General features: G+C 60.9%; 16 protein-coding genes. 7 read left to right on the forward strand and 9 right to left on the reverse strand.

Annotated elements, in window-relative coordinates:
• The first annotated feature begins 280 nt into the window (after nucleotides 1-280).
• Complete coding sequence (locus TERRO_RS14325) at nucleotides 281-4141, forward strand: FG-GAP-like repeat-containing protein (protein ID WP_014786407.1); 3861 nt, start codon at nucleotides 281-283, stop codon at nucleotides 4139-4141.
• A 41-nt stretch (nucleotides 4142-4182) separates the two neighbouring features.
• A complete protein-coding gene (locus tag TERRO_RS14330) occupies nucleotides 4183-5970 on the forward strand; it encodes a CRTAC1 family protein (protein ID WP_014786408.1) in 1788 nt (595 codons plus the stop codon).
• An 11-nt stretch (nucleotides 5971-5981) separates the two neighbouring features.
• Here the strand turns inward: TERRO_RS14330 and TERRO_RS14335 are convergent, their stop codons facing one another.
• Nucleotides 5982-7574, reverse strand: coding sequence for a tetratricopeptide repeat protein (locus tag TERRO_RS14335; RefSeq protein ID WP_014786409.1), 1593 nt, complete (start codon nucleotides 7572-7574; stop codon nucleotides 5982-5984).
• 150 nt (nucleotides 7575-7724) lie between these two features.
• On the opposite strand from TERRO_RS14335, the gene TERRO_RS14340 reads away from it, so the two are divergent.
• The 4 genes from TERRO_RS14340 (at nucleotide 7725) to TERRO_RS14355 (ending at nucleotide 12437) form a co-directional block, all read left to right on the forward strand.
• Nucleotides 7725-10796, forward strand: a complete 3072-nt coding sequence (locus tag TERRO_RS14340; protein WP_014786410.1) for a sensor histidine kinase — start codon at nucleotides 7725-7727, stop codon at nucleotides 10794-10796.
• Complete coding sequence (locus TERRO_RS14345; protein ID WP_014786411.1) at nucleotides 10796-11446, forward strand: response regulator; 651 nt, start codon at nucleotides 10796-10798, stop codon at nucleotides 11444-11446. The genes TERRO_RS14340 and TERRO_RS14345 overlap by 1 nt, the downstream gene beginning before the upstream one ends.
• The gene (locus TERRO_RS14350) at nucleotides 11430-12011 is read left to right on the forward strand and encodes a hypothetical protein (RefSeq protein ID WP_157178356.1); all 582 of its coding nucleotides are present in this window, start codon (nucleotides 11430-11432) and stop codon (nucleotides 12009-12011) included. The genes TERRO_RS14345 and TERRO_RS14350 overlap by 17 nt, the downstream gene beginning before the upstream one ends.
• A gap of 87 nt (nucleotides 12012-12098) precedes the next feature.
• Nucleotides 12099-12437 carry an L-rhamnose mutarotase gene (locus tag TERRO_RS14355; RefSeq protein ID WP_014786413.1) on the forward strand — a complete coding sequence of 113 codons (339 nt, stop codon included), beginning with the start codon at nucleotides 12099-12101 and terminating at the stop codon, nucleotides 12435-12437.
• 29 nt (nucleotides 12438-12466) lie between these two features.
• Here the strand turns inward: TERRO_RS14355 and TERRO_RS14360 are convergent, their stop codons facing one another.
• From TERRO_RS14360 to TERRO_RS14390, 7 genes are all read right to left on the reverse strand, one after another.
• Nucleotides 12467-13276 carry an SDR family oxidoreductase gene (locus TERRO_RS14360; RefSeq protein WP_014786414.1) on the reverse strand — a complete coding sequence of 270 codons (810 nt, stop codon included), beginning with the start codon at nucleotides 13274-13276 and terminating at the stop codon, nucleotides 12467-12469.
• 24 nt (nucleotides 13277-13300) lie between these two features.
• The gene (locus TERRO_RS14365) at nucleotides 13301-14059 is read right to left on the reverse strand and encodes an SDR family NAD(P)-dependent oxidoreductase (RefSeq protein ID WP_014786415.1); all 759 of its coding nucleotides are present in this window, start codon (nucleotides 14057-14059) and stop codon (nucleotides 13301-13303) included.
• A gap of 9 nt (nucleotides 14060-14068) precedes the next feature.
• Entirely contained in the window at nucleotides 14069-15400 is a 1332-nt protein-coding gene (locus tag TERRO_RS14370; protein WP_014786416.1) for an enolase C-terminal domain-like protein, read from the reverse strand.
• Nucleotides 15401-15495: 95 nt separating this feature from the next.
• Entirely contained in the window at nucleotides 15496-16827 is a 1332-nt protein-coding gene (fucP, locus tag TERRO_RS14375) for an L-fucose:H+ symporter permease (protein WP_014786417.1), read from the reverse strand.
• A gap of 11 nt (nucleotides 16828-16838) precedes the next feature.
• Nucleotides 16839-17846: a zinc-binding alcohol dehydrogenase family protein gene (locus TERRO_RS14380; RefSeq protein ID WP_014786418.1), complete on the reverse strand. Its 1008-nt coding sequence runs from the start codon at nucleotides 17844-17846 to the stop codon at nucleotides 16839-16841.
• Nucleotides 17843-18715: an amidohydrolase family protein gene (locus tag TERRO_RS14385; protein ID WP_014786419.1), complete on the reverse strand. Its 873-nt coding sequence runs from the start codon at nucleotides 18713-18715 to the stop codon at nucleotides 17843-17845. The genes TERRO_RS14380 and TERRO_RS14385 overlap by 4 nt, the downstream gene beginning before the upstream one ends.
• A gap of 30 nt (nucleotides 18716-18745) precedes the next feature.
• The gene (locus TERRO_RS14390; protein WP_014786420.1) at nucleotides 18746-21259 is read right to left on the reverse strand and encodes a glycoside hydrolase family 95 protein; all 2514 of its coding nucleotides are present in this window, start codon (nucleotides 21257-21259) and stop codon (nucleotides 18746-18748) included.
• A 173-nt stretch (nucleotides 21260-21432) separates the two neighbouring features.
• On the opposite strand from TERRO_RS14390, the gene TERRO_RS14395 reads away from it, so the two are divergent.
• Nucleotides 21433-22434 (forward strand): LacI family DNA-binding transcriptional regulator, encoded by a 1002-nt coding sequence (locus TERRO_RS14395; RefSeq protein WP_014786421.1) that lies wholly within the window; start codon nucleotides 21433-21435, stop codon nucleotides 22432-22434.
• Between the two features lie 205 nt (nucleotides 22435-22639).
• Here TERRO_RS14395 and TERRO_RS14400 read toward each other — a convergent pair whose 3' ends face one another.
• A complete protein-coding gene (locus tag TERRO_RS14400) occupies nucleotides 22640-26011 on the reverse strand; it encodes a TonB-dependent receptor (protein ID WP_245536099.1) in 3372 nt (1123 codons plus the stop codon).
• Nucleotides 26012-26330: the final 319 nt, after the last annotated feature.

Genomic DNA, 26330 nt, shown 5'->3' on the forward strand with positions numbered 1-26330 from the left:
CACCGACAGAGCGAGAACTGATGTCGTGAATCGCGAAAGAATGGCATCCGAAAGATCCTCCGCATTTCCTGACCAGAGTCAGATACATGTCCTGACACTTGAAGACAGGGAACGCTTGAATGGGCTATCCGAAGAACGCGGCAACATTAGTGCAAGGAGGAGCGCGGTGTCAACCGAAAGTTTGAGATATCCATAATCGCTTATTATGGCCGCTACCAGGTCCAGGGAAGGTTGTCGGCGATGCCCGCGTACTGTACGCTACCGATTCAAGCCCTCTGACATGGCCTCAAAGCCCCCAACGCTCGACGCCCTACCTCCACTGTGGAACAGACGAGCGGTCCTGAAGCAGCTTGGACTGACGCCGCTGCTGCTGCATGCATGGCCAGCCTTTGGTGCAGAGGCCTTCGAAGCCCCGGCGGGCGGCTTCGCGCCTGCCAACCTCTCGTTCAGCGAGCCGCGCCTGCTTCCCCACTATCCGTCGCGTTCTCCATTGGAGGACGTCCTCCGCCGGGTGCGCCCGGGCACAGACGAATTCGTGACGGAGGGTCATGCCTTCGAGATTCAGGGAGAACTTGATCGGTGGGCAGGAAGCTTTCGTAGCGCGCGATGGGCGGACCTGAAGCTTACCCTGCACACCTCCGTGCAGGCTTCGTCCTTCACCCCGCATCAGGAGACGAAGCTGCGGCAGGACACCATAAGGACTAGCAGGCGGGAGTATTCGCCGTCGCTGCAAAGCAGCGGGCCGGAACAGGTCATACGTGCTCTGCAAGCCGCGTATGGCGTGGGCAAGAGCATCGACCGTGCGAGCTTCGAGATCACGGCAATTCAAGAGATCAGCCAGGCGCCGCTTACGGTCGCGGTGGCGGTCCGCCACGACGTCCTCCTGGTTTCTTCGAGCGAGCGGGAGCAGCGTGTCGGCACTTGGGCGATGACTTGGTCCCGCGAAGGGACTGCATGGACGGTCCGTCAGTGGCGCGCAGAGAGCGAGACCGTGAGCACCGTTGGCGGGCCGGGCTATGTCGATGTCACACAGGCGGCCTTCTCCAAGGCGCCATCGTACGAAGCCCAGTTGCGATACGGCTCGGACCATTGGCGCAGCGTGCTGGACGGTGCCTGTGGCATCGATGTCTATGGCAACAACGGCGTCGCAGCGGGCGATTTCGACGGCGACGGTCATGACGACCTGTACGTCTGCCAGCCGGCGGGATTGCCGAACCGGCTCTACCGCAATCGTGGCGATGGCACCTTCGAAGATGTCACGGGGAAGGCAGGCGTCGGTGTACTCGACAACACGAGTTGTGCACTCTTTGCCGACTTCCGTAACAACGGCCTGCAGGACCTGCTGGTGGTCTGCGGCGGCGGGCCGTTGCTCTTCCTGAATCAGGGCGATGGATCGTTCCGTCAGAAGCCAGATGCATTCCAGTTCGCGCGAACGCCGGAGGGTACCTTCACGCACGCGGCCATTGCCGACTACGACCGGGACGGGCGACTGGACATCTACTTCTGCCTGTACAGCTACTATCTGGGCCTGGATCAGTACCACTACCCGGTCCCTTATTTCGACGCACGCAATGGACCGCCGAATTTTCTGTTGCACAACGAAGGCGATGGACGCTTTGTCGATCGCACCGAAGCCGCCGGCCTGAATGTCGACAACGATCGCTATAGCTTTGCGTGCTCGTGGTCTGAGTCGCCGACGAATAACTTTCCTGACCTGTATGTCGTGAACGACTTCGGGCGCAACGTGCTCTACCGCAGCCAGGGAAATGGCACATTCAAGGCAGCGTCTACCGACTCAAAGGTCGAGGATGTGGGCGCGGGTATGAGCGCCGCCTGGACGGACATCAACAACGACGGCAAGCCAGACCTGTACGCAGCAGATATGTGGTCTGCAGCCGGCCAACGCGTGTCGCAGCAACCGCAGTTTCAACCCGGTGCTTCGGATGCCATTCGCTCTCTATACCGCAAGCATGCGGAGGGGAACGCGCTCTATGAAGGGACAGCGGATGGTGTCTTTCGCAATGCGAGTCTGCGGGCAAATGTCAGCATGGGACGCTGGGCTTGGGGATCGGACTTCTGGGACTTTGACCACGACGGCTACGCGGATCTGTATGTTACCAACGGTTACATCACGGCTGCGGAAAGTTCAGGAATCAACGACGATCTGGGTAGCTTCTTCTGGCGCCAGGTCGTGGGGAAGTCACCGAACGATTCCACACCGCTGCTCGCGTATGAGCACGGCTGGAATGCGCTGAATGAACTCATTCGATCCGATCGTTCGTGGAGTGGTTCAGAACGAAACGTGATGTACGCAAACAATCGCGACGGGACGTTTACCGAGGTTTCTGGCGTGCTCGGCATGGACCTTCTCGAGGATGGACGCTCCTTCGCCTTGGCCGACTTCGATGGGGACGGACGCCTCGAGGTGGTCGTCAAGAATCGCAACGCACCGCAGCTACGGATCGTCCACAACGCCATGCAGGATATCGGCGACTCTATCGTTTTCCGCTTGCGTGGAACGAAGAGCAATCGTGACGGCATCGGGACTTCGGTCACGGTCGAGACGGGCGGTCTTCGTCAGACGAAGTATCTGCAAGCCGGCAGTGGGTTTCTCTCACAACATTCGAAGGAGTTGTTCTTCGGTCTCGGCCGATCACCAGCGGCGATCCGCGCGGTTGTTCGCTGGCCCAGCGGCCTGACGCAGCACTTTGAGAACCTGCGGGCCAACCACCGCATTCAATTGGAAGAAGGCTCGGAAGCATTCACGAGTGTGCCGGTCGCCGCTGCGTCTGCCGCGTACGCCCACGCCGGTGCACCCGAGCGTGTTGCCGCGCAAGAAACTCCCTCCAGTGATATACAGACGTGGTTGCTGGATCCGCTCAAGGCACCATCGTTCACCGTGCCCGACCTTTCGGGTAAAGCGGTAAAGCTGGATCAAGCCGATGGAAGAATCTCGCTGGTTGTGTTCTGGGCGACCACATCGCCCGGCAGTCTGAAGCTGCTGACGCATCTGCAACAGCGCCATGGTGGTCTGCTCTCGAGTCGGATTGAGGTCTTCGCGGTCAATCTGGATTCGCCGAGCGATGCTGCCGCTGCACGCGCTGCCGCACAGAAGCTGAACCTGCCGTTCTCGGTGCTCCTCGCGACGGAGGAGGTCGCTGGCACTTACAACATCCTGTACCGCTATCTGTTCGACCGCCGTCGGGATCTGCCGATTCCCTGCTCGTTCCTGGTTGACCCAACTGGCATGGTGGTCAAGCTCTATCAAGGCGATTTCACCGCGGAGCAGGTAAGAGCTGATGCGCAGGGTATCCCCCCGGACGCGGCGGCGCGCTTGAAGAAAGCGCTGCCCTTCGCGGGGACGCCGTATCTTGCCGACTTTCACCGCAATGACTTCACCTACGGCGTTGCCATGTTCCAGCATGGCTACCTGGAGGCGGCGGCGCTGTACTTTCAACAGGTCGTCACGGCCAGGCCAAATGATGCAGAGGCTTATTACAATCTGGGCACGTTGCATCTGCGGCGGAACGAGTTTGTCGAAGCTCGCGCAAACTTGAAGACGTCCCTTCGACTGCGGCCTGACTACCCGGAGGCCTGGAACAACCTGGGCATGATGGCAGCGCAGGAGGGACGTAACGAGGAGGCCGCGCAGAACTTTCTGCAGTCGCTCCAGTTGCGGCCAGGCTACGCGATCGCTCTCCTTAACCTTGGCAACGTGTATCGCCGCCAGGGAGATGCTGCCAAAGCATCGGATGCCCTGAATCGTGCGCTGGCGTTGCAGCCGGACGATCCGGAGGCCAACTACGGCCTCGGGATGCTGGCGGCTCAGCAGAACCGAGTAAGCGTTGCCGAGGGCTACCTTCGCAAAGCGATCGCGCTTCGTGCGGATTATCCGGAGGCGCTGAATAATCTTGGCGTGCTGCTGGTGCGGAAGCAGGACTACGATGGCGCGGCCCAGCAGTTTCAGACGTGTATCCGCCTCGTTCCCACCTTCGAACAGTCTTACTTCAATCTTGCTCGCGTGTCCCTGCTGCAGCACGACAAGGCGAAGGCGAGATCAGTTCTGGAGGATCTGCTCCGGCTGCGGCCCGACAGCGCCGCAGGACGCCAGGCGCTGCAGACTCTCGACGCGGCCCCTTGATACTCCACGACGACACATCGGATTCGGTATAGTCCCTGCATATGTTTCTGCCGCGCAGACGCTTTCTTGGAACTTCGGCCCTCCTACTCGGCAGTGCGCTTACGGAAGCGCTCGCGGAGCCGCTGTGGCGATGGGATTCCGAGACGCTGCAGGCTGCCGGTATTCCCGCGGCCGCAAAGTCTGATGCATCCTCTGTTCAGTTCGTCGATGTTGCAGAGCAGGCCGGCCTGAACGTCACCAATGTATGGGGCGGCGTCGATCACAAGCGTTCGATTCTCGAGGCGAAGGGCAGCGGCATCGCCTTCTTTGATTACGACCACGATGGCTGGCTGGATATCTACCTGACCAACGGCGATCGACTGGATACGAACTGGCCTGCGGGAAAAGCTCCAACATCGCACCTGTACAAGAACAACCGCGACGGTACCTTTACTGACGTGACGGAAAAGTCAGGTCTGGGTGTGACGGGATGGCAGACCGGCGTGTGCGTTGGCGATTACAACAACGACGGCTGGGATGATCTCTTCTGCTGCTTCTGGGGCCACAATCGCCTCTTCCACAACAACGGCAATGGCACCTTCACCGATGTTACGAAGAAGGCCGGCCTATGGCAGGACAAGCATCGTTGGGGTTCGGGATGCACCTTTCTCGACTACAACCGCGATGGCCATCTCGACCTGTTTGTCTGTAACTACATCCATCTCGAGCCGCAGGATATCCCGAGCCCGATGGATCAGCATTTCTGCCAGTGGAAGGGTATTCCGATTCTTTGTGGCCCGCGGGGTCTGCCGGGCGGCGTCAATATCCTTTATCGCAACAATGGCGATGGCACCTTCACGGATGTCTCCGAGACGTCGGGCATTCTGAAGCCCGGCCCACGTTATTCAATCACGCCTGTCTCTTATGACTTCGACAACGACGGTTGGCCCGACATCTATGTTGCTGTCGATTCGCAGCCGAGCATTCTCTTCAAGAACAACCATGACGGCACCTTCACCGACATCGCGCTGGAGGCTGGTTGCGCCTACAGCGATGCCGGGCATGAGCAGGCCGGCATGGGCCTTGCCGTTGCTGACTACGACTGCAATGGCTGGTTCGACATTTACAAGACGAACTTCGCCGACGACGTCGTGAACCTCTACAAGAGCAATGGCGACGGGACTTTTACGGATGTGGTCTTCGAAGCGGGGCTTGGAGGCAACAGTCAATTCGTCGCATGGGGTTGCGGGTTTCTGGACTATGACAACGACGGATGGCAGGACGTTCTGCAGGTCAATGGCCACGTCTATCCCGAGATCGATGCTCATAAGTTCGGGCAGACGTTCAAGAGCCAGCGGCTGCTGTACCGCAATCTTGGCAATGGCCGCTTCAAGGATGTGTCATCGCAAGCGGGTGCAGGTATCAGTGAGCACTACTCCAGTCGCGGCGCTGCGTTTGGCGATTACGACAATGATGGCGGCGTGGATGTGCTGGTTTTGAATATGAATGATCGGCCTTCTTTGTTGCGGAATAGTAGTGCGAATCGGTTGAACTGGATCAAGTTGAAGCTGATTGGGACGCACTGTAACCGGACTGCGATTGGGGCTCGGGTGCGGGTTACTACTGGCAAACATACGCAGATGGATGAGGTTCACAGCGGCGGCAGCGTGATGTCGCAGAGTGATCTGCGGCTGCATTTTGGGGTTGGCAAAGTCGATCTGATTGACGTGATTGAGGTGACCTGGCCGACGACGCGGAAGGTGGAGACCTTCCGGCAAGTCAAGGTGAATCAGATACTTACCATTCGTGAGGGTGATGGGATTTTGCCGCCTACTAAGGCGAAGGGCTGATCGCTGCCACCCTATTTTAGGTTGGGTGTTTCCTGCAGGACTACGAGGAATTGCTTGACGCTGCGGCGTTCCTGTTCGGTTTGTTCGGCTCTTTTTTGTTCGATTGCTTCGTGTTGCGCGCGCTCCTGTTTTGCTTCGGCGGGCTTGCCGGTGCGCTCGTAGAGGACGGCTAAACGGAAGTGCGCTTCGCCCAATTCGGGGTCGGATTGGATCGCTTCCTGATAGAGATGAATCGTCTCAGTCACGTTTTTCTTCGTTGCGGCGATTTTGCCGAGTTCCAGGTAGGCTTCGGCGTATTTCGGGTCGAGTATGACCGTCTGTTGCAGCAGGGTTTGGGCTCGCTCGGAGGTCGCCGGATCGCCGCGTCGCAGAAGCGCCGTGGCGAGCAGGTAGCTTGCATGCGGGTTCCTGGGTTGCAGTTTGAGGAAGCGTTCGAGTCTCTCGAGGACACCGGGCAGAGGGACGGGCGAGGCTCCGTCGGCCTTGCCTAATGCCAGATAAGGTTCCGGCTCGTTCGGCTGCAGGTCCGAGGCTTCGCAGAGGCGCTGGGCCGCTTCTTCGTACCGCGCTTCGGAGAAGAGGGCCGAGCCCCAGCCGGTGCGGAGGCGCGCGGATGCAGGGTGGAGGGCTGCGCCGCGTGCGAAGATCTGGCCGGCCTGCAGGATGGCGCGATGCAGCAGGAGTTCGGAGCCCCAGGTGAAGTAGTTCGCTTCGCTTGGGTCGAGTTGCGCGGCTTGCGCCATCTGACGCACGGCAGAGAAGGGGTCGCCGGATGCCTCATCGAGTTCGCCGGCGAGCCGGTGGTAGTCCGCCCGGTCGGCTGACTTGAGGGCGCGCGCGATGTGGGCCTTTGCGGACGGGATATCGCGCAGGCCTCGGCATGCGAGTGCCAGATCGTACTCGACCTCCGGTTGTCCGCTGCCGGCGGTGGAGGCTACCTGCAGCGTCTTCTCGGCTTGTGTGTAGTTCGAGGTGTGGAGGTAGTACTCGCCCAGGGCGAGGTTTGCGGCGTAGCTCTTTGGGGCGGCCTGGACGGCCTTTTGCAGGCGCTGCTCCGCTTCCCTATCGCCGCCGTTGGTTCGCTCCATCGCGTGCAGTGCTGCCGTCGTGCGCGCGAGGTCTTCGCTGGTTCTGAGCGTTGCATCGGAGCCGTGGCCGCCTACGGCCGTCCAGTCTGTGACGCCGGCCACGGTGAAATTGGGGGCGTCCGAGAAGCCCATGTCGTCGCCGGGTGACTTTGCCGACGATGCTTCCGCGAGGACGAGTGTGATGGGCGTGGAAGGGATTTGCGGCACCGTGAGCGTGGAGGCGCGCTTGCCGCGCAGCTCCGCTGTGATCTGGAAGGGGCCGTTTCCCGCGGCGTGGAAGGAGAAGGAACCGGACGCGTCGGTATTGCTCTGCATGTCGGTCTGCGTGTGAAGCTTCACGGTGACACCCGGCAGCGGCCGTCCTGCGCTGTCGACGACTTTGCCTGTGATGGTCTTCGCGTTCTCTGCGGCCTGGCTAAGCGGTTGCGCTGCCGCGAAGGACGAGGCGGGCACGGTACAGCACGCGCAGGCGAGTACGCATAGGAGACGGATTTGCTTTACGGGCCGAGGGCTCATGGACGATGCGGCAAGTATAAGGCGGCAAGTATAGGGCCGCGCTTGAACCCTTTGCGAGAAAAGGTGAACTGGTATGGGTAGCTGTGAAAGTATGAAGCCGGCATGATGAGTTCTCGTTGGAGTCTTTCCCGGATACCAAAACTCATCTGCATGGTGCTTGCCCTTCTGCCGGGCGCGGCTTGCGGTCTGAGTCCGACGTCTTCCCCGCAGAGGTATTCGGTACAGGGTTGGAACACCGAGAGCGGTCTGCCACAGAACTCAGTCCATGCCATGCTGCAGACCACGGACGGGTATCTATGGATGGCAACGGAGAACGGGCTGGCCCGTTTCAACGGGTATCAGTACCGCGTCTTCGGTCGTGAGACGCAGCCGCAGCTTGCCGGCAACGACATACGCGCGCTCTTCGAGGATCGGCAACGCGCGTTGTGGGTTGGGACTGCTACGGGACTGACGCGGCTGAGCGATGGTGTCGCTCACTCTTATACGACGCGTGAGGGTCTGCCCTCTGACGCGGTGCGGTCGGTCCTTCAGACGAAGGACGGGAAGATATGGGTACTTACGTCCGCGGGCGTGGCGACGATCGCAGAGCCCGCGACGACCGATGCGGGTAAGCTGCACTTTCAGACCGTAGCCACCGGGCCGGCTGCAGTACAGACGATCGCCGAGGCGCCGGAGGGTGGCGTGTGGGCCGCGACCGATCGTGGCATCGTGCGCATCGCCGATGGTCGTGTGCAGCCGGAGATGCGGGGCGCATCGCATGCACCTGTGCAGGCGCTTACGTGCGCGCTTAACGGAGACTGCGCCTTTGCTTCGACTGACGGTGTCTTTCTCCTGCGCCATGGCGCGTTGCAGCAACTCGCGCTGCACGCTGCGCTGCCGGCTGGCGGCGTCCGTTCGCTGCTGATAACACCGGACGGCGTGTGGGCTGCGGGCGAGAGCGCATTGCTGCTGTTGCAGCCGCACCGCAGTCGAGTGTTTAAGGCGGGAGCGGACTTACCGGGACGGCAGATCGAGTCGCTCTTCGCAGACAACAGAGGCGCGGTATGGATCGGCACGGATGATGGCGTGGCGCGGTGGTGGGGCGAACGGATGGAGTCAACCGGCGTGGGCAATGCTTCGGCGGTGCTGTCGTTCTATGAAGATCGCGATGGCGATCTTTGGCTAGGGACGGAGACGACCGGCGTCTTCGAGTTGCGCGATCGTCCGTTCGATCTGATTGGGCGGGCGCAGGACCTGGGCGATGGGTCCGCAACATCCGTCACTGCTGCGGGGCCAGGTTCGTTGTGGGTGGGCACGAGTGCAGGCGGTCTAAACCGTGTGGACGGTCAGGCGATTGCGCAGCACGTGCTTACGCTGAAGGAAGGATTGGCGAGCAACACGGTGCTGTCGCTTGCGACGAGCCCGAAGGATTCGTCCGATGTGTGGATCGGAACGCCGGACGGGCTTAGCCACTGGGAGAAGGGGCACCTGACGAACTACACCGTGAAGGATGGACTGACCGACGACTTCGTTCGTTCGCTGCTGGTAGCGAATGATGGGAGTACATGGATCGGCACACGGCACGGCGTGACCCGTTGGCGGAACAAATCTGCTGCGACCTGGACGACGAAGCAAGGGCTTGGCAGCGACCTGATCGGTGCGATGGCGGAGGACGCTGCCGGTGATCTATGGGTGGGTACGCGCGGCGGACTTGCACTGTTCCATAACAATTCTGTACACAACTACACCGTCGCCGATGGCTTGCCCAGCGACACCATTACTTCGCTTTCGTTCTCAAAGGGTGGTGATCTTTGGATTGGCACGAACGGGAGCGGGCTGGGCGTACGGAGCGGGCGCAGCTTCTTTGTCTTCCCTGCTTCGGCAGGTCTGCCGAAGGCGATCTTCGCGATCCTGGAAGATGATGCGGGCTTTCTGTGGTTGAGTTCGGAGTACGGTCTGGATCGCGTTGCGCTGACGGACCTGGCGGCATACCGTTCCGGCAGCAGCCGTGTTCTTGCGGTGACGCACTTTGGAGCGGCTGACGGACTGGAATCGTCGGAGGGTTCGGCGACGGGTCATCCTTCCGCGGTGCGCCTGGCGGATGGACGACTCTGCTTTGTGTCTCGTCGTGGTGTGCTCACGGTCGATCCTGCGCTGCTGCCTGTCACTCGGTCTGCGCCGCCGATTGTGATTGAAGAGATGACGGCGGATGACCGTGATGTGACACCGGAGGAGCTGGCATCGCTACCACCGGGCGTCTCTCATCTCTCGATCAGTTTTGCAGGCATTCACCTGACTGCACCGCAGCGTCTGCATTACCGCTACATGCTGGAGGGATTCGATCGGAACTGGATCGACGCAGGGACACAGCGGACGGCGTTCTATACAAACCTGCCTCCGGGGAGCTATCGCTTCCGCGTGAATGTGCGGTCTGCGGGTGGACCATGGAGCGAGCAGGGCATGAGCAGCATCACGGTGGGACTGCGGCCGCGCTATTACCAGACGGGATGGTTCCGGGCGCTGCTGCTGTGCGCCTTTGCGCTTGGGTTGCTTGGTCTGTATCGCATGAGACTGCGGGCCCTGAACGCGCGCTTCCAGGCAGTTGCCGAGGAGCGCAGCCGCCTGGCACGCGAGATCCATGACACGCTGGCACAGGGATTTGTCGCGGTGAGCGTGCGACTGGAGATGCTGTCTCGCATCCTGCATGGTGAACGGCTGGAGGAGTGCCGGCAGGAACTGAATGAGACACGAACGCTGGTGCAGGAGGGACTTGCGGAGGCGCGTCGATCGATCTGGAATCTGCGTGCGGAGGATGCGGATCGTGTGACGCTGCCAGCGCACCTGGAGCGGATAGTGAAGGACACGATTGAACGCGGTGTGGACGCGGAGTTGGAGATCACCGGAGCGTATCGCGCACTGCCATCCACGGTTGAGGCAGAGCTAATCCGGATGACGCAGGAGGCCGTGTCCAACGCCTTGCGGCATGCCGATCCGTGTACGATCTTAGTCCGGTTGCTTTACACACCACGCAGGCTGCGACTTGAGATCCAGGACGATGGTTGCGGCTTCGATGTTGCGAAAGCACCATCGAAAGAGAGTGGACACTATGGACTGACAGGACTGCGCGAACGGGCGCAGAAGATAGGGGCCACGTTCATGCTGGAAAGTTCGCCGGGAAATGGAACGGCAATTCGTATTGAGACCGCGATCGTAAAGGATCGTGAAAAGGGATCGAGGTCCTGATGGCAGCACCGATCCGATTGCTACTGGTCGATGATCATCACGTGGTGCGTCGCGGCTTTGCGGCACTGCTTCGTACGGAAGCAGGCTTTGAAGTTGTTGCGGAGGCGAGCGATGGCGAAGAGGCCGTGACGCTGTTCCAGCAGCATCAGCCCGACGTGACGTTGATGGACCTGCGTCTGCCTGGCATGAGCGGCGTGGATGCGATCAACAAGATCCGTGAGCAAAACCCTACAGCGAAGATTATTGTCCTGACGACCTTTGACGGGGACGAGGATATCTGCCGCGCACTGCAGGCGGGTGCGAAGGGTTACCTGCTGAAGGGTATGTCGGTGGAGGAGCTGATCGAAGCCATTCGCGCCGTGAACGAAGGCCGGTCGCGGATCCCTTTTGCCATTGCAGAAAAACTTGCCGAACGTATGGGCACGCCGCGTTTGACGAAGAGCGAACTGAAGGTGCTGCAGAGAATTGCGGAGGGCCGCAGTAACAAGGAGATTGGAACCGATCTGTTTGTTACGGAGGCGACCGTGAAGACACACATCAACAGCCTTCTTTCCAAGTTGAAGGTCAACGATCGCACACAGGCTGTGACCGCTGCGCTTCAACGAGGCATCCTCCACCTGAACAAGATTGGCAATGAGAATGATCGATGAGAGTGTGTCTTCGAGACGTCGCGGGTCTATCCATCGCAGGCAGGTCGTCAAGCTGCTGGCTCTGAGTGCAGGCACGCTGCTGGCCGGGCGGTTGTGGGCGCGAAGCCCACTGAAGACATGGCGGCAGGCGAGCGATGCGGAACTGCGCGAGATACTGCCAGCGCGCGCGCCCGTGGGTCACGAGCACATTGAGACCGAGATGCGCACCGCGTCCGGCATTACGGATGGACATGGTGAGTTCGTCGCTGGCGTGGTGCTGATTACTACGGGTTATGCGGCGAACGGTAAGTACTCCCACTTTCTGACGACACAGATACCCCTTGAAGTCGGCACGCTGGCGCTGGCGCCGGGTGAGTACGTGCTGGGTTGGGAGCATGGCGACACGATGCTGAATGTCCACTTCTACGACGCGAATACGGAGGCGTTGCGCGGGTCGGCAGAGGCGAGGATCATTCCAGGATTGACGCGCGTGGAGTCGTTCCGGTTGTGGTCGCCGCAGACGAAGTCGATCCTGCAGATTGGCCGGTTTGGCGTGCGGTATGCGATCGGCAAGAGCGCGCAGTGAGCAGTGAGCTGCCGTGAGAAGATTGTCCCGGAACGTATCTTAATTTCGTGCTGGAAGCTATGAGTAGCGGCGGCGCAAGGATAGTGCATGAAGCGTTATTGTCTGGCTCTCGATCTACACCCTGATCCCTCTTTGATGGAGGAATATGTCAGGCTGCACAAGAGCGTGCAACCGGTGATTCAGAAGAGTATTCGTGATGCCGGCGTGATCGATATGCAGATCTTCATGCTTGGCAATCACCTGTTCATGATCATGGACACGGTGGACGATTTCACGTTCGAAAAGAAGGCCGCGATGGACGCGGCCAATCCTGCTGTGCAGGAGTGGGAGCGGCTGGTGAGCCAGTTCCAGAACGTCGATCCAGAGCATGATCCATCGGGTAAGTGGCGGGTGATGGAACAGATCTTTCAACTGGATCCGGCTTAGCCCACCGGCGCTCGCTGCTTGTTGATGTTCTACGGTTCCTTGCGGATCGCTACGGAGGTCAGTGCGCGATCGAGATGGACGTAGCCACCATCGACGTGGAGCCACTGGCCGGTGGTGTGGGAGCTGTAGACGGGCGAGAGCAGGAAGACGACGGTTGCCGCGATCTCGTCGGGTGTTGTCATGCGTCGACCTAACGGAATTTGCGTCTCGATGCGCTTGAGAGTTTCTGCGGGATCGGCGAGGGTCTGGAGCCAGGCTTCATAGGCCGGCGTCATGACCTCTGCGGGGATGACTGCGTTGACGCGAATGCCCTGGGGCAGTAACTCCGCGGCCCACTCGCGTGTGAGGCTGAGGATGCCGCCCTTGGAGGCGGCGTAGCCTGAGGTGTTTCCCTGACCGGTGAGCGAGACCTTGGAGCCGATGTTGATGATGACGCCGGACGAGGCCTGCAGTGCGGGTAGCGCTGATTGGGTGAGGACGTAGGCCGGTACGAGGTTGGTGCGGAGGCTGTTGAGGAAAGCTTCGGGTGTGCCGTCGGCGAGTCCGACGCCGTCATTCAGGGCGGCGTTGTTGACCAGCGCGTAGATGGATCCGTGGCGAGTGTAGACCGTTTCGATTGCCTGCTGACAGGCGGCGACGTCGTTCAGTTCCATCTCGATCAGGTGGCAGGAGTGGCCTGCGGCCTGCTGCGCCTGAACGAACTCCTGCACGCCGGGCGAGATGCGCGTGAGGATGGCGACGGTGGCTCCCTCTTCAAGGCAGAGCCGTGTGATGGAGGCGCCGATACCCGAGGCGCCGCCTGTCACTACGATCACCTTGTCTTTCAATCCCAAGTTCATCCGCAATGATCCTTTGCTGTTCCGTTACCGCAGGTTGTTGAAGCCGCCGTCGATTGCGACGTCAGAGCCTGTGATGAAGCTGGCTGAGTCGGAGCAGAGGTAGAGGGCGAGTTGTGCGATCTCTTCCGGCGTGCCCATGCGTCCGATGGGCTGGCTGGCCGCGAGGGTGGCGAGCATCTCTTCTTCCCTGCCGGGATAGTTCTTCGCGAGGAAGCCGTCGACGAACGATGTGTGGACGCGCGCGGGTGAGATGCAGTTGCAACGAACGCCGAGGGGCAACGCGTCTTTGGCGACGGAGAGTGTCATTGCAACGACGGCGCCCTTGGTCATGGAGTATGCGAAGCGTGCGCTGAGGCCGGAGGTTGCGGCGATGGAGGCGATGTTGACGATGGCGGAGCCGCGGCTCATGAGCTTGAGTGCGGATTGCATGCAGAGATAAGTGCCGCGGACGTTGACGCGGTAGAGGCGGTCGAAGTCGTCCGGGTTGGTGTCGAAGATGGTGCCGATGTGCGCGACGCCTGCGCTGTTGACGAGAAGTTCGAGGCCGGCGATGGATGCGAAGGCGGCGGCGATGCTGTCTTCGTTGCTGACATCGCAGGCAATGGGCTGGCATTTGCCGCCGGTCGAGGTGATGTGGTCGGCGACGCCCTTTGCAGCGGTCTCCTGCAGATCGAGTGCGTAGACCTCTGCGCCGGCTTCAGCGAGGGCGATCGCAGTTGCGCGACCGATGCCGCTGCCTGCTCCTGTTACGAGGGCGCGTTTTCCATCCAAACGAAAACTCATGATGATCCTTTACTTCGGTGTGGCGGTTTGTTGCGCTTCGGGCGAGAGCCAGTAGGTGCCCGAGGGGAACTCGTATTCCCGGAGACTTTCCGGGTAGATTTCGATGCTGAATCCTGCGGTTTGGGGAAGCATATAGCGGCCGCGTTGGATCTGCACGGGTGTGAGGAAGTGTTCGTGGAGGTGGTCGACGTATTCGACGACTCGGTCCTGGAGGGATGCGCCTGCCCAGATGAAGTCAAAGGCGGAGAGGTGCTGGACGTATTCGCAGAGGCCGACGCCGCCTGCGTGGGGGCAGACGGGGATGCCGAACTTTGCGGCCATGAGGATGATGGCGAGGTTCTCGTTGACGCCGGCTACGCGGCAGCTATCGATCTGGCAGACGTCGATGGCTTCGGCCTGGAGTAGCTGCTTGAACATGACTTTGCTCTGGCAGTGTTCGCCTGTAGCGATGCGGACGTTTGTCTCCTGACGGATGCGGCGGTGGCCCAGGATGTCGTCGGGGCTGGTCGGCTCTTCCATCCACCAGAGGTCGAGTTCTGCGAGCTGGCGGGTGCGGTCGATTGCCTGGCCTACGTCCCACTTCTGATTGGCGTCGACCATGAGTTTGTGGTCCCAGCCGATCTCTTCGCGGACGATGTGGCCGCGGCGGAGATCGTCTGCGGCGTCGCCGCCTACCTTGAGCTTGAAGTGTGTCCAGCCTTCGGAGAGGGCCTGCTGGCAGAGGTTGCGGATCTTGTCGTCGCTGAAGCCGAACCAGCCAACGGAGGTGGTGTAGGCGGGCAGACCACTCTGCAGGAGTTGGGCGATGCGGTCCCGCTTGGTGGGTTCATTGCGGCGCAGGATTTCGAGCGCCTCTTCGGGTGTGAGGGCGTCGGTGATGTAACGGAAATCGATGCAGGCGACGATCTGTTCCGGCGACAGATCTGCGAGGAGGCGCCAGACGGGCTTGCCTTCAGCGCGTGCCCAGAGATCCCAGACGGCGTTGACGAGTGCCGCGGCGGCGAGATGGATGACGCCTTTTTCCGGGCCGAGCCAGCGGAACTGGGTGTCGCCGGTGAGTTCCTGCACCCATGCGGCCATGTTCGCGGTGATGTCCGAGAGGGTGCGGCCTACGAGGAAGCGCGACAGGTAGTTCACTGCCATGACGCAGAGTTCGGTGCCGCGGCCGAGCGTGAAGGTGAGGCCGTGGCCTTCGAGACCGGTGTCGGTTTCGAGGATGCAGTATGCGGCGGAGTAGTCCGGATCTTTATTGACCGCGTCGCTGCCGATATGAAACCGGGAGGTGGGAAATCGAAGATCGAGAGTGCGGACGGCGGTGATACGAGGATTGAGAGTTGACACGGTATTTCGATATCCCTTCCGGCGTGTTCCTGTTTATCTTCCGCGAGGTTGCGGTGAGGCGGCAACCTCGCGGTGCGGTGTTCGGCCGCTGGAGATTACACCTCGAAGGTGGACTGCATGGCCCTCCGCCGCTGATAGCCTGCCATGCCGAAGGCGTAGGCGAAGACGACGAAGTAGCAGACGAGCGGGACGAGGTAGGAGATGGCCGTGTTGTGGAAGAACTCGCCTGCGCCGCCCATGGCGAGGGTGAGGACGCCGCCTCCGATGATGGTCATGACGAGGAGCGATCCTGCGACGTTGGTGTTGGGTCCGAGGTCTTTGATGCCCAGGGCGAAGATCGTGGGAAACATGATGGACATGAAGAAGCTGGTGGCGAAGATGGCGATCAAGCCTGCCTGGCCGGGGTGGAGCGCTCCGAAGGCGAGCAGAAAGACATTGGCCACTGCGTAGCCCTGCATGAGACGGCTGGCCGGGATGCGCTTCATGAGGAGTGCTGAACCGAAGCGGCCGATACCGAAGGCGGCGAGGGTTCCTGCGAGCAGGAGGCCTGCGCTGCGCTCGGAGGCGTGAGCGTACTCCTGCGCGTACTTGATGAAGTAGCTCCAGGTACCGACCTGCGCGCCGACGTAGAAGAATTGCGTTGGAAGAGCGAAGAGGAAGTGCCGCTCGCGCAGAAGCACGCGCCAGTTGGCGGAGTTCCCTGCGTCCTCTTCGCGCGATCGCACGAACTTGGGAAAGCGTGTGAAGGCGATAAAGATGGCCCAGAGCAGAACGAGACCCGCGAGCACAAGGTACGGAGCGACGACGCGCACGGTCTCGTGATGCAGATAGGCCGCGTATTCGCCGGAGGCCTTCATGGCTGCGACCTGGGTTGGCGTGAGTTCAATGCCGGAGAAGATGAAGCGCGTCCCGACGAGTGCGCCGGTGATGGTGCCGATGGGATTGAAGGCCTGCGCGATGTTGAGGCGACGCTCAGAGGTTGCGGTGGGACCGAACTGCGCGATGAGTGGGTTCGCTGCCGATTCGAGGAACGAGAGACCGCTTGCTACGACGAAGAGCGCCGTGAGGAAGAAGGCATACCGACCTGCCGATGCCGCCGGCAGAAAGAGACAGCAGCCCACCGCGAAGAGCAGGAGCCCTACGATCAAGCCGGCACGGTAGCCGTACTTGCGCATGAGCAGACCTGCGGGCAGCGCGAAGACAAAGTAGCCCAGGTAGAAGGCCCATTGGACGAGGCCTGCTTCAAGCCGTGTGATCTCAAAGCTCTTGGAGAACTGGCGGATGAGGACGTCGTTCATGCTGTTGGGGATTCCCCAAAGGAAGAACAGGCCGCAGATCAGGAGGAACGGAGCCAGAGTGCCGGCCGGGAGAAGATCCGTGCCGGGCACGAAGTGCTTTGGGTTGTTGGTAACGGGTGCAGAGGGCATCGATGGTTCTCCTAAGCGCTGACCTGCACGAGGATTTTGGTGATCCCGGCGGGTGCATTCGACCATTCAGCAAGCATGCGTGGCACGTCTTCCATGGTGATGACTGCGGAGATTGCCTTCTCCGTAGGGAATTTACCGGACTCCAGCAGGGAGATGACCTCGCGGAAGTCTTCCGGTTGAGCGTTGCGTGAACCGAGGATGTCGAGCTCTTTCTGCACGAAGAGTTTTGTCTCGTACGCCACGGGTTCCTTTGCGTAGCCGATGTAGACGACGCGGCCTGTGAAGGCGACCTCTTCCACGGCAGCGCGGAAGGTCTCGGGCAGACCGATGGCTTCAATGATGACATCGGGGCCGCGGCCTTCGTTGAGTTCGCGGAGGCGTGCACGGAAGTCTTCGCGACCGCTGTGGATGAGATCGGTAGCACCTGCGAGGCGAGCCGTCTCAAGCTTGGCATCATCGACATCGATGGCGACGGTGCGCGCACCACGTCCTGCGGCACCGGCGATTGCACCGAGGCCTACGCCTCCGCAGCCAAAGACTGCGACCGTATCGCTGGACGTGACGCGGCCACGTGCTACTGCGTGGACGCCGACGGTGAGCGGTTCCACCAGGCTGAGCGCGCGCAGTGGCAGCGTTGACGGATAGAGTCGTGATTCCGGGACGGAGAGAAGCTCGGTGAGGGCGCCGTCGCGCTGCACACCGAAGGTCTGGTTGTTCTGGCAGGCGTTGTAGCGGCCTCTGCGGCAGGACGCGCACTGACCGCACGAGGTATAGGGCGACACCGTTACGTGCGTGCCCTCAGGACACGTGGGCGTGCCGCGCAGGACCGTTGCAGCGATCTCATGACCGATGACGCGCGGGTAAGTCACGAGCGGGTTACGGCCGCGATAGCTGTTCAGATCTGTGCCGCAGAGGCCGATCATCTCGACTTTAAGCAGAACATCGCCGGGAGCACCCTGCGGTTCTGCGATATCCACCACGCGAGCGTCTCCGCTCGCAACAAGCGCTACTGCCTTCATGCCTTCTCTCCCATCTGTTCCTTGATCAGCCGGGAGGTATCCAGGCCATAAATTTTGATCGCGTTGCTGCCCAGGATCTGCTCCTGCTCGGTGGCGCTGAGGTCAGCGATCCAGCCGCGAACCGTGTTCCACCACTGGGGGTAACTTGCGCCCAGCGTGAGCACCGGCCAGTCGGAGCCGACCATGATGCGGTTGGGGCCGAAGCTTTCGAGCGCTGTGTCGAAGTAGGGCTTGAGTTGGTCGTTCGTCCAGCCCTTCCAGTCGGCCTCAGTAACCATGCCGGAGATCTTGCAAGAGACGTTCTCGCGCTGTGCCATCTTCACGATCGAGTCTTTCCATGGCGCAAACTCGCCGTCGCGGATTGCCGGCTTGCCGATGTGATCGAGAACGAAGCGTTGATTCGGGTGGCGATCCAGCAGGCGTGTCGCCTCGTCGATCTGATTGCGGTAGATCAGGATGTCGTAGACGAGGCCGGTGCCACCAAGGCTTGCGATGCCTTGATTGAAGGCATCGGAGTCCATGAAGCCCGCCGGTCTTCCCTGCGTGATGAAGCGGGCGCCGCGCAGCAGTGCGTTCTGCTGGAAGCGATCGACGATCTGCTTCATGTCCTGAGACAGGAATGGGAACCAGCCCACCACGCCGAGGATGGGCGAGAGCGGTTCGTCCGCGAGCGCGAGCAGCCACTCGGTCTCTTCCAGGGTCTCCCTTGCCTGCACGGCGACGGTGCCGGCGACGGATGCGCTGATGAGGCATGCCTTCAAATCCTGAAGGAGGAAGTCCTGGCGCAGTACCTGCATCTCTTCGGATATCCAGTCGTATTCTTCCGCACGATATCGCCACAGATGGTGATGCGTATCGATTTGAATCATTCAAAAAACCTCAGTGGTGCCGCAGGGGGATTAATCGAAACGCAGGTTATACGACTTGCCGGCGTGTGCCATGAGCGAGACCATGCCGGGGGCTGGTTCGGTTAGATCCGGACTGCTGTGCAGATGCAGGCCGGGTGGCAGGGCGATCTCAAACCTGCCGTCCTGATGCGCGACCCACGTGACGGCATCGAGTTTTCCGTTGCTCCAACGGAGGCTGAGTTCCTGATTGCCTCGGACACGCAGACCGGTGATGTGGCCCTGCTGCCAGGCGGTGGGTAGTGCGGGCATGAGGTCGACCTCGCCGTGATCGGCGTACCAGCGCGATTGCACGAGGGCCTCGAGCATGCCGTTGGCACCGCCCAGATTTCCGTCAATCTGAAAGACGCCGGGCGGGTGCGTGTCCATCAGGTTTGGAAAGGTAGATTGCCGGAAGAGGACCTGCAGACTGTCGTAGGCCTGCTGCCCGTTGTGCAGATGATCCCAGTAGTTGACGACCCAGGCCCGCGACCAGCCTGTCTGGCCGCCGCCGTTGGCGAGCCTGCGTTCGAGCGACACCTGCGCGGCCCTGGCGAGATCGGGCGTGTGGCGGAGGTCGATCTGCGTGCCGGGAAAGAGCGCCCACAGGTGCGAGATGTGCCGGTGTCCCGGTGCGTCCTCCTGATAGTCCTGCTGCCACTCCTGCAACTGGCCGAGCGAGCCGACGTGGAATGGAGGCAGGCGGTCGGATGCCTGACGGACCTGCTGGAGGAAGGCTGCGTCTTCCCCGAGGATGGTTCCGGCCTGCATGGTCCGCTGGAAGAGCTCGCGGACGATCTCGATGTCCATGGTGGGTCCCATGGTGAGCGAGTGGCTGGTGCCGTCGGCGAGCTTGTACTTGTTTTCAGGCGACAGTGACGGGCCGGTGACGAGATGTCCGGAGCCGTCGTCGGTCAGGTAGTCGAGAAAGAACAACGAAGCATCGTGCAGCAGAGGCCATGCCTGCGACCGCAGGAACTGCTTGTTGCCGGTGAAGGCGTAGTGGTCCCATGCGTGGAGCGTGAGCCATGCGCCACCGTCGGGCCAGATGCCGTACTGGTAGCCGTCGATGGGTTCGGCGTCGCCCCAGATGTCCGTGTTGTGATGGATGACGAAGCCCTTTGCTCCGTAGTATTCCTTCGCAACCTTAACGCCTGTTCCTGACGCTGGATCGCGCACCATGCCGACCAAGTCAAAGAGTGGCTGATGCATCTCGCTGAGGTTGGCTGCTTCGGCGAGCCAGTAGTTCATCTCGGTGTTGACGTTGATCGTCCACTTGGATCCCCATGGGTTGCTGAGACCCGAGGCCCACAGACCCTGGAGGTTTGCTGCGAGACCACCGGGGCGGCTGGAGCCCAGCAGGAGATAGCGTGCGTACTGGAAGTAGAGCGCCTGCAGACCGAAGTCGTCCTGGCCGGCGGCGACGCGCTTGAGGCGTTCGTCCGTGGGCATGGCAGCCAATGCTGCGTCGACGGGTCCGAGGCTCAGGGACATGCGATCTATGTACCGGAACTGGTCTTTTGTGGCGGCTGCGCTCAGGGCCGCGAAGTTCTTCTTCTGAGCGCTTGCAAGGATGTCGCCGCAGAGTGTCGCAGGGTCGCCGCCGAGAATGGGTCCGCCTTTGAAGTCAGAGGCGGCTGCGATGAGAACGGTGAGTTCCTGCGCCTTCTCGACGACGATCCTGTCGCCGTCTGCGTGGACTGCACCACCGTGCGTTGCGAAACGGGCCTGCGCCTGGAAGTGGGTTGCGTTCTTTGTCGTCGCACTTTGGGTAAGGACGAGGTCGCGCTGACCCGATGCGCGGATGGCGAAGTCGCCGGGGCGGTCCATGCTGGCGGTCAGCGAGATGGCGTTCGGCCTGTCGGCCGTGAGGTGCATGACGATGACGTGGTCGGGCGCTGAGGCGAAGATCTCTCGCGTGAAGTGGACGGGACCCTGGCGATAGGTGATGCGGACGACGCCGGTCTTGAGATCGAGTTGGCGGTGGTAGTCCGCGATGGCTTCACTGCTGGATGAGCGGAGGTAGAGGTCGCCGACGGTCGAGTAGGGTGGCATCGCCTTTGGATTGGCGATCATGGTTTCCTGGGCGAGCTTCTCTGCCTCGGCGATCTTTTTGCCGTCGGTTCCCTTCGATTCGAGGAGGAGAGCGCGTACGCGGCGGAAGCCCTCGGCGGCCCTGGGGTTGAGGCGGTCGGCACGGCTGCCGGCCCAGACGGTGGACTCGTTCAGTTGCAGGTGCTCGTCCTGGCCGCGGGTCTTGTCGCCGGAGAGGATGTCGGCGTTCTTTGCGGCATCTTCGAGGTCGCCGTTGTTGGGACCGGTGTTGGCGCCGCCGAAGACCATGGCGCCGATGCGACCGTTGCCGATGGGTAGAGCTTCCGTCCAGACCGGGGCCGGTGCCCGGTACCAGAGTCGGGCGGGCTCCTGCGCCTGTTGCGCCGGGATGGACAGGCAGCCGGTGGCGGCTGTTGCGAACGCGATCAGGAGTCTTGCCGTTGGTCGAGTGCGATGGAAACGTGTTTCCGGCATGCCTTCTCCCGATCGAGGTGGTTACGGTGCAACTGACAACGTTGTCAGTTCTGGATATTTTGCCGCGCGGAAATACGGTAGCAGCGGGAAAGTCTGGCTGTCAAAAGGTTTTACCCGGTTGGTGCGGGTGCGCGACGCTTCAGTTTTTGCGCGGTATGCTCCAACGAGGCGCGATGGACGATTTCGAACGATTACCGACACTGACCGATGTGGCGAAGGCTGCAGGCGTGAGTCCGTCGACTGTTTCGCGCTACTTTCGCGGGTTGCATATCCGTGAGCCGCTGCGGGAGAGGGTGCGGGCGGTGGCGACGCGGCTGGGGTACGTTCCGGACCCGACGGCGGTGGCGTTGCGAAGCGGCCGGACCAACACGATCGGAGTTGTGTTGCCGCAGGTAGCGAATACCTTCTTCAGCCGGGCGTTTCAATTGATGGTGGAAGAGGCGAGGGCGCGGGGGTGTGCGGTGCTGTTGCTGACGCACCAGGAGGAGCAGGCGGCGCAGGAAGAGTGCCTGGCGACGCTGCGACGGTACAAGGTCGATGGCGTGATCCTGACGGCAGTGCCGGGCACGACGATGGATGGGGTCCGGAAGATGCTGCCGCGGACGCCGGTTGTGGCGTTTGATCGCTGGTTTGCGGATGAGGTCGACACGGTTGTTTTGAAGAACTTTGAGGCGGCACGACTGGCTACGGATCACCTGCTGCAGCATGGTCATACGCAGGTGGCGTGCATAACGGTGAAGCCGGAGATCGATAGTTTCAAAGAGCGGACGCGGGGATACACCGGTGCCATGGTAGCGCGGGGGCTGCGGCCACAGCTTGTGTCAGCGGATGATTATGACGAGTTGCGCGACCGCGTCGGCGAGATGTTGCTGGCATTGAGTGAGCCGGGGGCACTGCTGACGTTGAGCAACACGGCGACGTGGAGCGTGCTGAAGGCGTGCGAGGATGTGGGTGTCGCGAGCAGCAGTCGTGCGCTGGTGGGGTTTGATGACTTCGACTATGCTTCGCTGGTCCAGACGCCGCTGACGGTGATTCGGCAGCCCGTGGATGACATGGTTCGGCGAAGCGTGGTGGCGGTGTTCGAGCAGATCGAGGATGCGTCGCGGAGAGCTGCGCCGAAGAGGATTTCACTGGACGGCGAGTTGGTGTGTCGCGCGTCCTGCGGTTGCGCTTGAGCGGTCGAGTCGCCTAGTCGTCCGCCATGGTTTCGAATGAGGGCGGGAGCAGGATCTGTATGGTGTCGCCATCTGCACGCTGTTTGCTTGCCAGAATTTGTAGATAGCCCGGCACTCTCCAACAAGGAAGGTGCCGGGCTAAGTTGACTTCACGAGACGTCTGAACAGTTATGCAGGCTCCCTGATCAGGGAGTTCTTCCGCTGTTTAGAAGTTGTAGTGGAGCTGCAGTTGGATGACGCGTGAGGCGCTGCGCGTGTTGGTGATCTGGCCGAAGTTAACGTCGGTGACGTTGCTGTCCGGGTTACCGTAGCTTGCGATGTTTCCTACATTGAAACCGTCCGCACGGAAGCCGAATGCCTGGCTCTCGGTAATGTGGAAGTCTTTGAAGACCGACGCGTCGATGCCGAGATAGCCTGGGGCGCGCTCGGATCCTACCGATGCCGTACCAAAGCTGAGGGCGGCGGCAGGACCATACGCGCAGATACCGTTGTCAGTCCCCGCGCAGGGAGTCGCGGAGGGATCCGTGCCAAACCAGTTATCGACGGTGCGGTTCTTCACCTTGAGCGTGCGGTAGCGATTGGCGCGCATGCCACCGAAGCTATTGGTGTCGCTGGTATTGCCCGGACCGTTGATGGTGAGGGGAAAGCCGGAGTACGCGACAACAGAACCGGAGACAGACCATCCGCCGAGCGCGAGGTCAGCGATGCGGTTGATGGAGCCGCCATAGCTCTGGCCACGCCCAAAGGGCACGGCATACACGACCACTGCCGATACGTTGTGCGCGATATCTGAGCCTGCGAGACCATAGTCTGCAGCGCTGTTATAGCCGTCCTCGTAGGCGCCGTTCTGGCCTCTGATATTGGCAGCGGTGTAGTTACCAGCGCTATTCGTCAATGCTTTGGAGTAGGTGTAGTTGATGGTGTACGTGAGGCCGTGTTCGCCTCGTTCCCGTAGCGTCACCTGGCCCGCATTGTAGTTAGACATCGCGGCAGACTCTGTAATGAGGAGAGCACCGGTCTGTCCGACCAACGCTGCGAAGGGTGCCGTGGTGGCAGCGGTTACGACGCCTCCATTAGCGTTCAGCGCCCTAGCCTGCGCAAGCGTGAGCTGGTTGCCGTTGCGATAGTCGGCAAGGTGCTGGCCGGTCTCGCCAACATAGCTGACGGCGAGCGACAGCCTGTTGTTGAGCTCGTATTCCGTCGTGAGGTTGAACTGATGGATGTAGGCAGGGCGCATATTCTGCGGCCATGCGCCGAAGCTCGCGTTGGAGTTGTTGATATCGCTGATGGTGAAACCGTTGGCGGCGTGCAGAGGAGCACCTGGCGAGTAGGGCACGCCATTCGCAGCAGCTACCGGCGTCGCTGCGTTTGGCTGTGCGAAGGCGAGGAAGGGATTCTGGTAAGTGAGACGCTGGTTGTTCGCATTGCCTTCAAAGAAGCTCGTGGTTCCATAGCCGCCGCGCAGCACAAAGCGTGGTGTGGCCTGGAATGCGAAGCCGAAGCGCGGCTGTAACTGATTGCGTGCGGGCTGATAGCAGGAGATGTTGTCGCAGACGATGGAACCGGCGGGCGCGCCAGCGGGCACAGAGCCGGCGTACTCCACGGTGCCCTTGTTCGGACCGTCGAGCAGCACGTTGGCGGTGCGATTGTGCACTTCGTTCCAACGCTGGTCATACTCGTAACGAAGACCGATGTTCAGCGTGAGGCGATCGGTGGCCTTCCAGTCATCCTGAAAGAAGCCGGCAGTGCGCCATTGGCGGTTGCCAACGAGCCCGCTGCCACCGGGGATGGCAATGCTCTCTGAGTTGGCGCGATCGAGTACGAAATCCGCACCGCTGTAGCCGGTGTTGGTGCCATCGCCGGTGAACTGGCCACCATATGAGAAGCTGCCCAGCGAACCCTGTGCACCACTAAGTGCGTAGTTCTGCTGATAGCGAATGGCCTGCGCGCCGATGGTGAAGAGGTGCTTGCCATGCTGAATGGTTACGTTGTCTTCATAAAAGAAAGTGTTGTCCCGCAGGATCTGCGGTGCACCCGGCGTACCAAAGCTGCTGAAGTTATCACTGATATTTATGTTGGAGAAGCCAACATAGCGTTGCGTGCCGAACGGGATCCCAACAACCTTATTGCCTGTGAGTCCGAAGAGGCCCGAGGGATCGGTTGGAACACCCTGATCCCAGCGGACGCGCGTGAAGCCGACGCGCCCCTCGTTCACGATGGATGGAGAAAAGGTATGCACCCATGTTCCGCCACCTAACTTTGTGGGGAAGACGTTCTGTGCGGGAAATGAGATAGGCAGCAAGGCAATGCTGCCGTCGGACCCGGTGGACTGCGCGTAGAACGCTGTGACTTTGTCGTTGTTCCGCGGATCCCATTCGATCTTCAGGTCGCCCTGATTGTTCACGATGAAGCTGCGGGTGAAGCCGATGTAGTTGTTCTGGATGAGGCCATCAACCGGGGTCGCATTGGGAAGCGGATAAAGCTCAGGATGCGCAAAGAGATATTGCGCGACGGGATTAACAACACGCACACGATTATTCGCGTAGGGTGCGAGATTGTTCTGCGTGTCGTAGAGCTGCTTCGGCACGGCGGAGAAGTCACCACCGCGCATGGCAGCCGTGAAAACGCTAGCGGAGCTGGTGCCACCCTTATGCTGACGCGTGCCTTCGTAATCGACGAAGAAGAAGAGCTTGTCATGCAGAATAGGGCCGCCGAGTGTGCCGCCAAACTGAGTCTGTGTGTAGGGGTTGATCGGCTGAAAGTCGGCGGGATCCGGGTGGTTCTTGTTCGCCCAACTGTTGGCGTTCAACTTCTGATTTTGAAGATAGGCATAGGCCGAACCATGAAACTGGTTTGTGCCGCTCTTGAGCACAGAGACGATGTCGCCACCGTTCACATTGCCATAGTTTGCGCCGGCGTTCGCGGTCACGACGCGGATCTCGGCAAGGGCGTCGGGCGCAGGGTTGTAACCGATCAGGTTGTTCTGGCCTTCGTTGATATCAATGCCGTCGAGCGTGTAGTTATTCGCCTGGGCGCGGTTGCCGTTGAGCGCGACGATGCCGTTGTTGAATGTGTTGCGCTCCAGCGCATTGCCCCCAGTGAGGCCGTTCGGATCCGTGTTGACGGCACCTGGCTGGAAGAGCGTCAATGATGAGAAGTTCCGGCCATTCAACGGAATGGTGCTGATCTGCTTCTCACTGAGTGAGAGGCCGATGGCGCCGTCGGAGGTATTCAGGATGGGTGCGGCGGATGCCTCGACGTCGACCGTGGTGATGCTGTTGACGGAGAGCTTTGCGTCGATCTTCGCACTCTGATTGATCTCCAACTGGAAGACCGGCGTGGCAAAGGTCGCGAAGGAAGATGCATTGACCTCAACTTTGTATCTGCCAATAGGGAGGAAGCGAATCGAGTAGACACCAGCGCCGTTGGTGGTGGCCTCTGTGCGCACACCGGTATCCGCATTAATCGCAGCCACAACTGCGTTCGGAACCACGGCGCCTGATGCGTCTTGTACGGTACCGCTGACAGATCCCGTGGTGGTTTGCGCCTGGCCAAGGCCGCATGACAGTGCAAGCACTGCAAGGGGAAGGGGTTTCCTGAAAGTCATTGCATCCTTTATTTATGCGTCAAAGGTTTTCATCGCGGCTCTACTGCGTTGTCCCCATAGTTGCGCGTAGTGGAGATTAGCTCTCTGTCATACGTCGCACAACGATGCGGCGCACCATGGCGTCGCACGGCGCCCTTATGCAAAGCATCGGCAGATGCATCGAAGTTCTTCCGACGCAAAGCCGGCATCGTCTGAATGTGGAAGGTGCTGCGGAGGGACATGTGTCGGGAGGGGGCGGATGCACCTGCACCCGTCCTTTCTCAGCGTGAAGGGCAATCTCTCCGAGGTC

Origin of the sequence: Terriglobus roseus DSM 18391, assembly GCF_000265425.1 — a bacterium.
Classification (GTDB): Bacteria; Acidobacteriota; Terriglobia; order Terriglobales; family Acidobacteriaceae; genus Terriglobus; species Terriglobus roseus.

What these genes read in the sequence shown, in the direction of transcription:
- TERRO_RS14325 (WP_014786407.1), top strand. Translation starts at nt 281, where the DNA reads ATGGCCTCAAAGCCCCCAACGCTCGACGCCCTACCTCCACTGTGGAAC.
- TERRO_RS14330 (WP_014786408.1), top strand. Translation starts at nt 4,183, where the DNA reads ATGTTTCTGCCGCGCAGACGCTTTCTTGGAACTTCGGCCCTCCTACTC.
- TERRO_RS14335 (WP_014786409.1), bottom strand. Translation starts at nt 7,574, where the DNA reads ATGAGCCCTCGGCCCGTAAAGCAAATCCGTCTCCTATGCGTACTCGCC.
- TERRO_RS14340 (WP_014786410.1), top strand. Translation starts at nt 7,725, where the DNA reads ATGGTGCTTGCCCTTCTGCCGGGCGCGGCTTGCGGTCTGAGTCCGACG.
- TERRO_RS14345 (WP_014786411.1), top strand. Translation starts at nt 10,796, where the DNA reads ATGGCAGCACCGATCCGATTGCTACTGGTCGATGATCATCACGTGGTG.
- TERRO_RS14350 (WP_157178356.1), top strand. Translation starts at nt 11,430, where the DNA reads ATGAGAATGATCGATGAGAGTGTGTCTTCGAGACGTCGCGGGTCTATC.
- TERRO_RS14355 (WP_014786413.1), top strand. Translation starts at nt 12,099, where the DNA reads ATGAAGCGTTATTGTCTGGCTCTCGATCTACACCCTGATCCCTCTTTG.
- TERRO_RS14360 (WP_014786414.1), bottom strand. Translation starts at nt 13,276, where the DNA reads ATGAACTTGGGATTGAAAGACAAGGTGATCGTAGTGACAGGCGGCGCC.
- TERRO_RS14365 (WP_014786415.1), bottom strand. Translation starts at nt 14,059, where the DNA reads ATGAGTTTTCGTTTGGATGGAAAACGCGCCCTCGTAACAGGAGCAGGC.
- fucP (WP_014786417.1), bottom strand. Translation starts at nt 16,827, where the DNA reads ATGCCCTCTGCACCCGTTACCAACAACCCAAAGCACTTCGTGCCCGGC.
- TERRO_RS14380 (WP_014786418.1), bottom strand. Translation starts at nt 17,846, where the DNA reads ATGAAGGCAGTAGCGCTTGTTGCGAGCGGAGACGCTCGCGTGGTGGAT.
- TERRO_RS14385 (WP_014786419.1), bottom strand. Translation starts at nt 18,715, where the DNA reads ATGATTCAAATCGATACGCATCACCATCTGTGGCGATATCGTGCGGAA.
- TERRO_RS14390 (WP_014786420.1), bottom strand. Translation starts at nt 21,259, where the DNA reads ATGCCGGAAACACGTTTCCATCGCACTCGACCAACGGCAAGACTCCTG.
- TERRO_RS14395 (WP_014786421.1), top strand. Translation starts at nt 21,433, where the DNA reads ATGGACGATTTCGAACGATTACCGACACTGACCGATGTGGCGAAGGCT.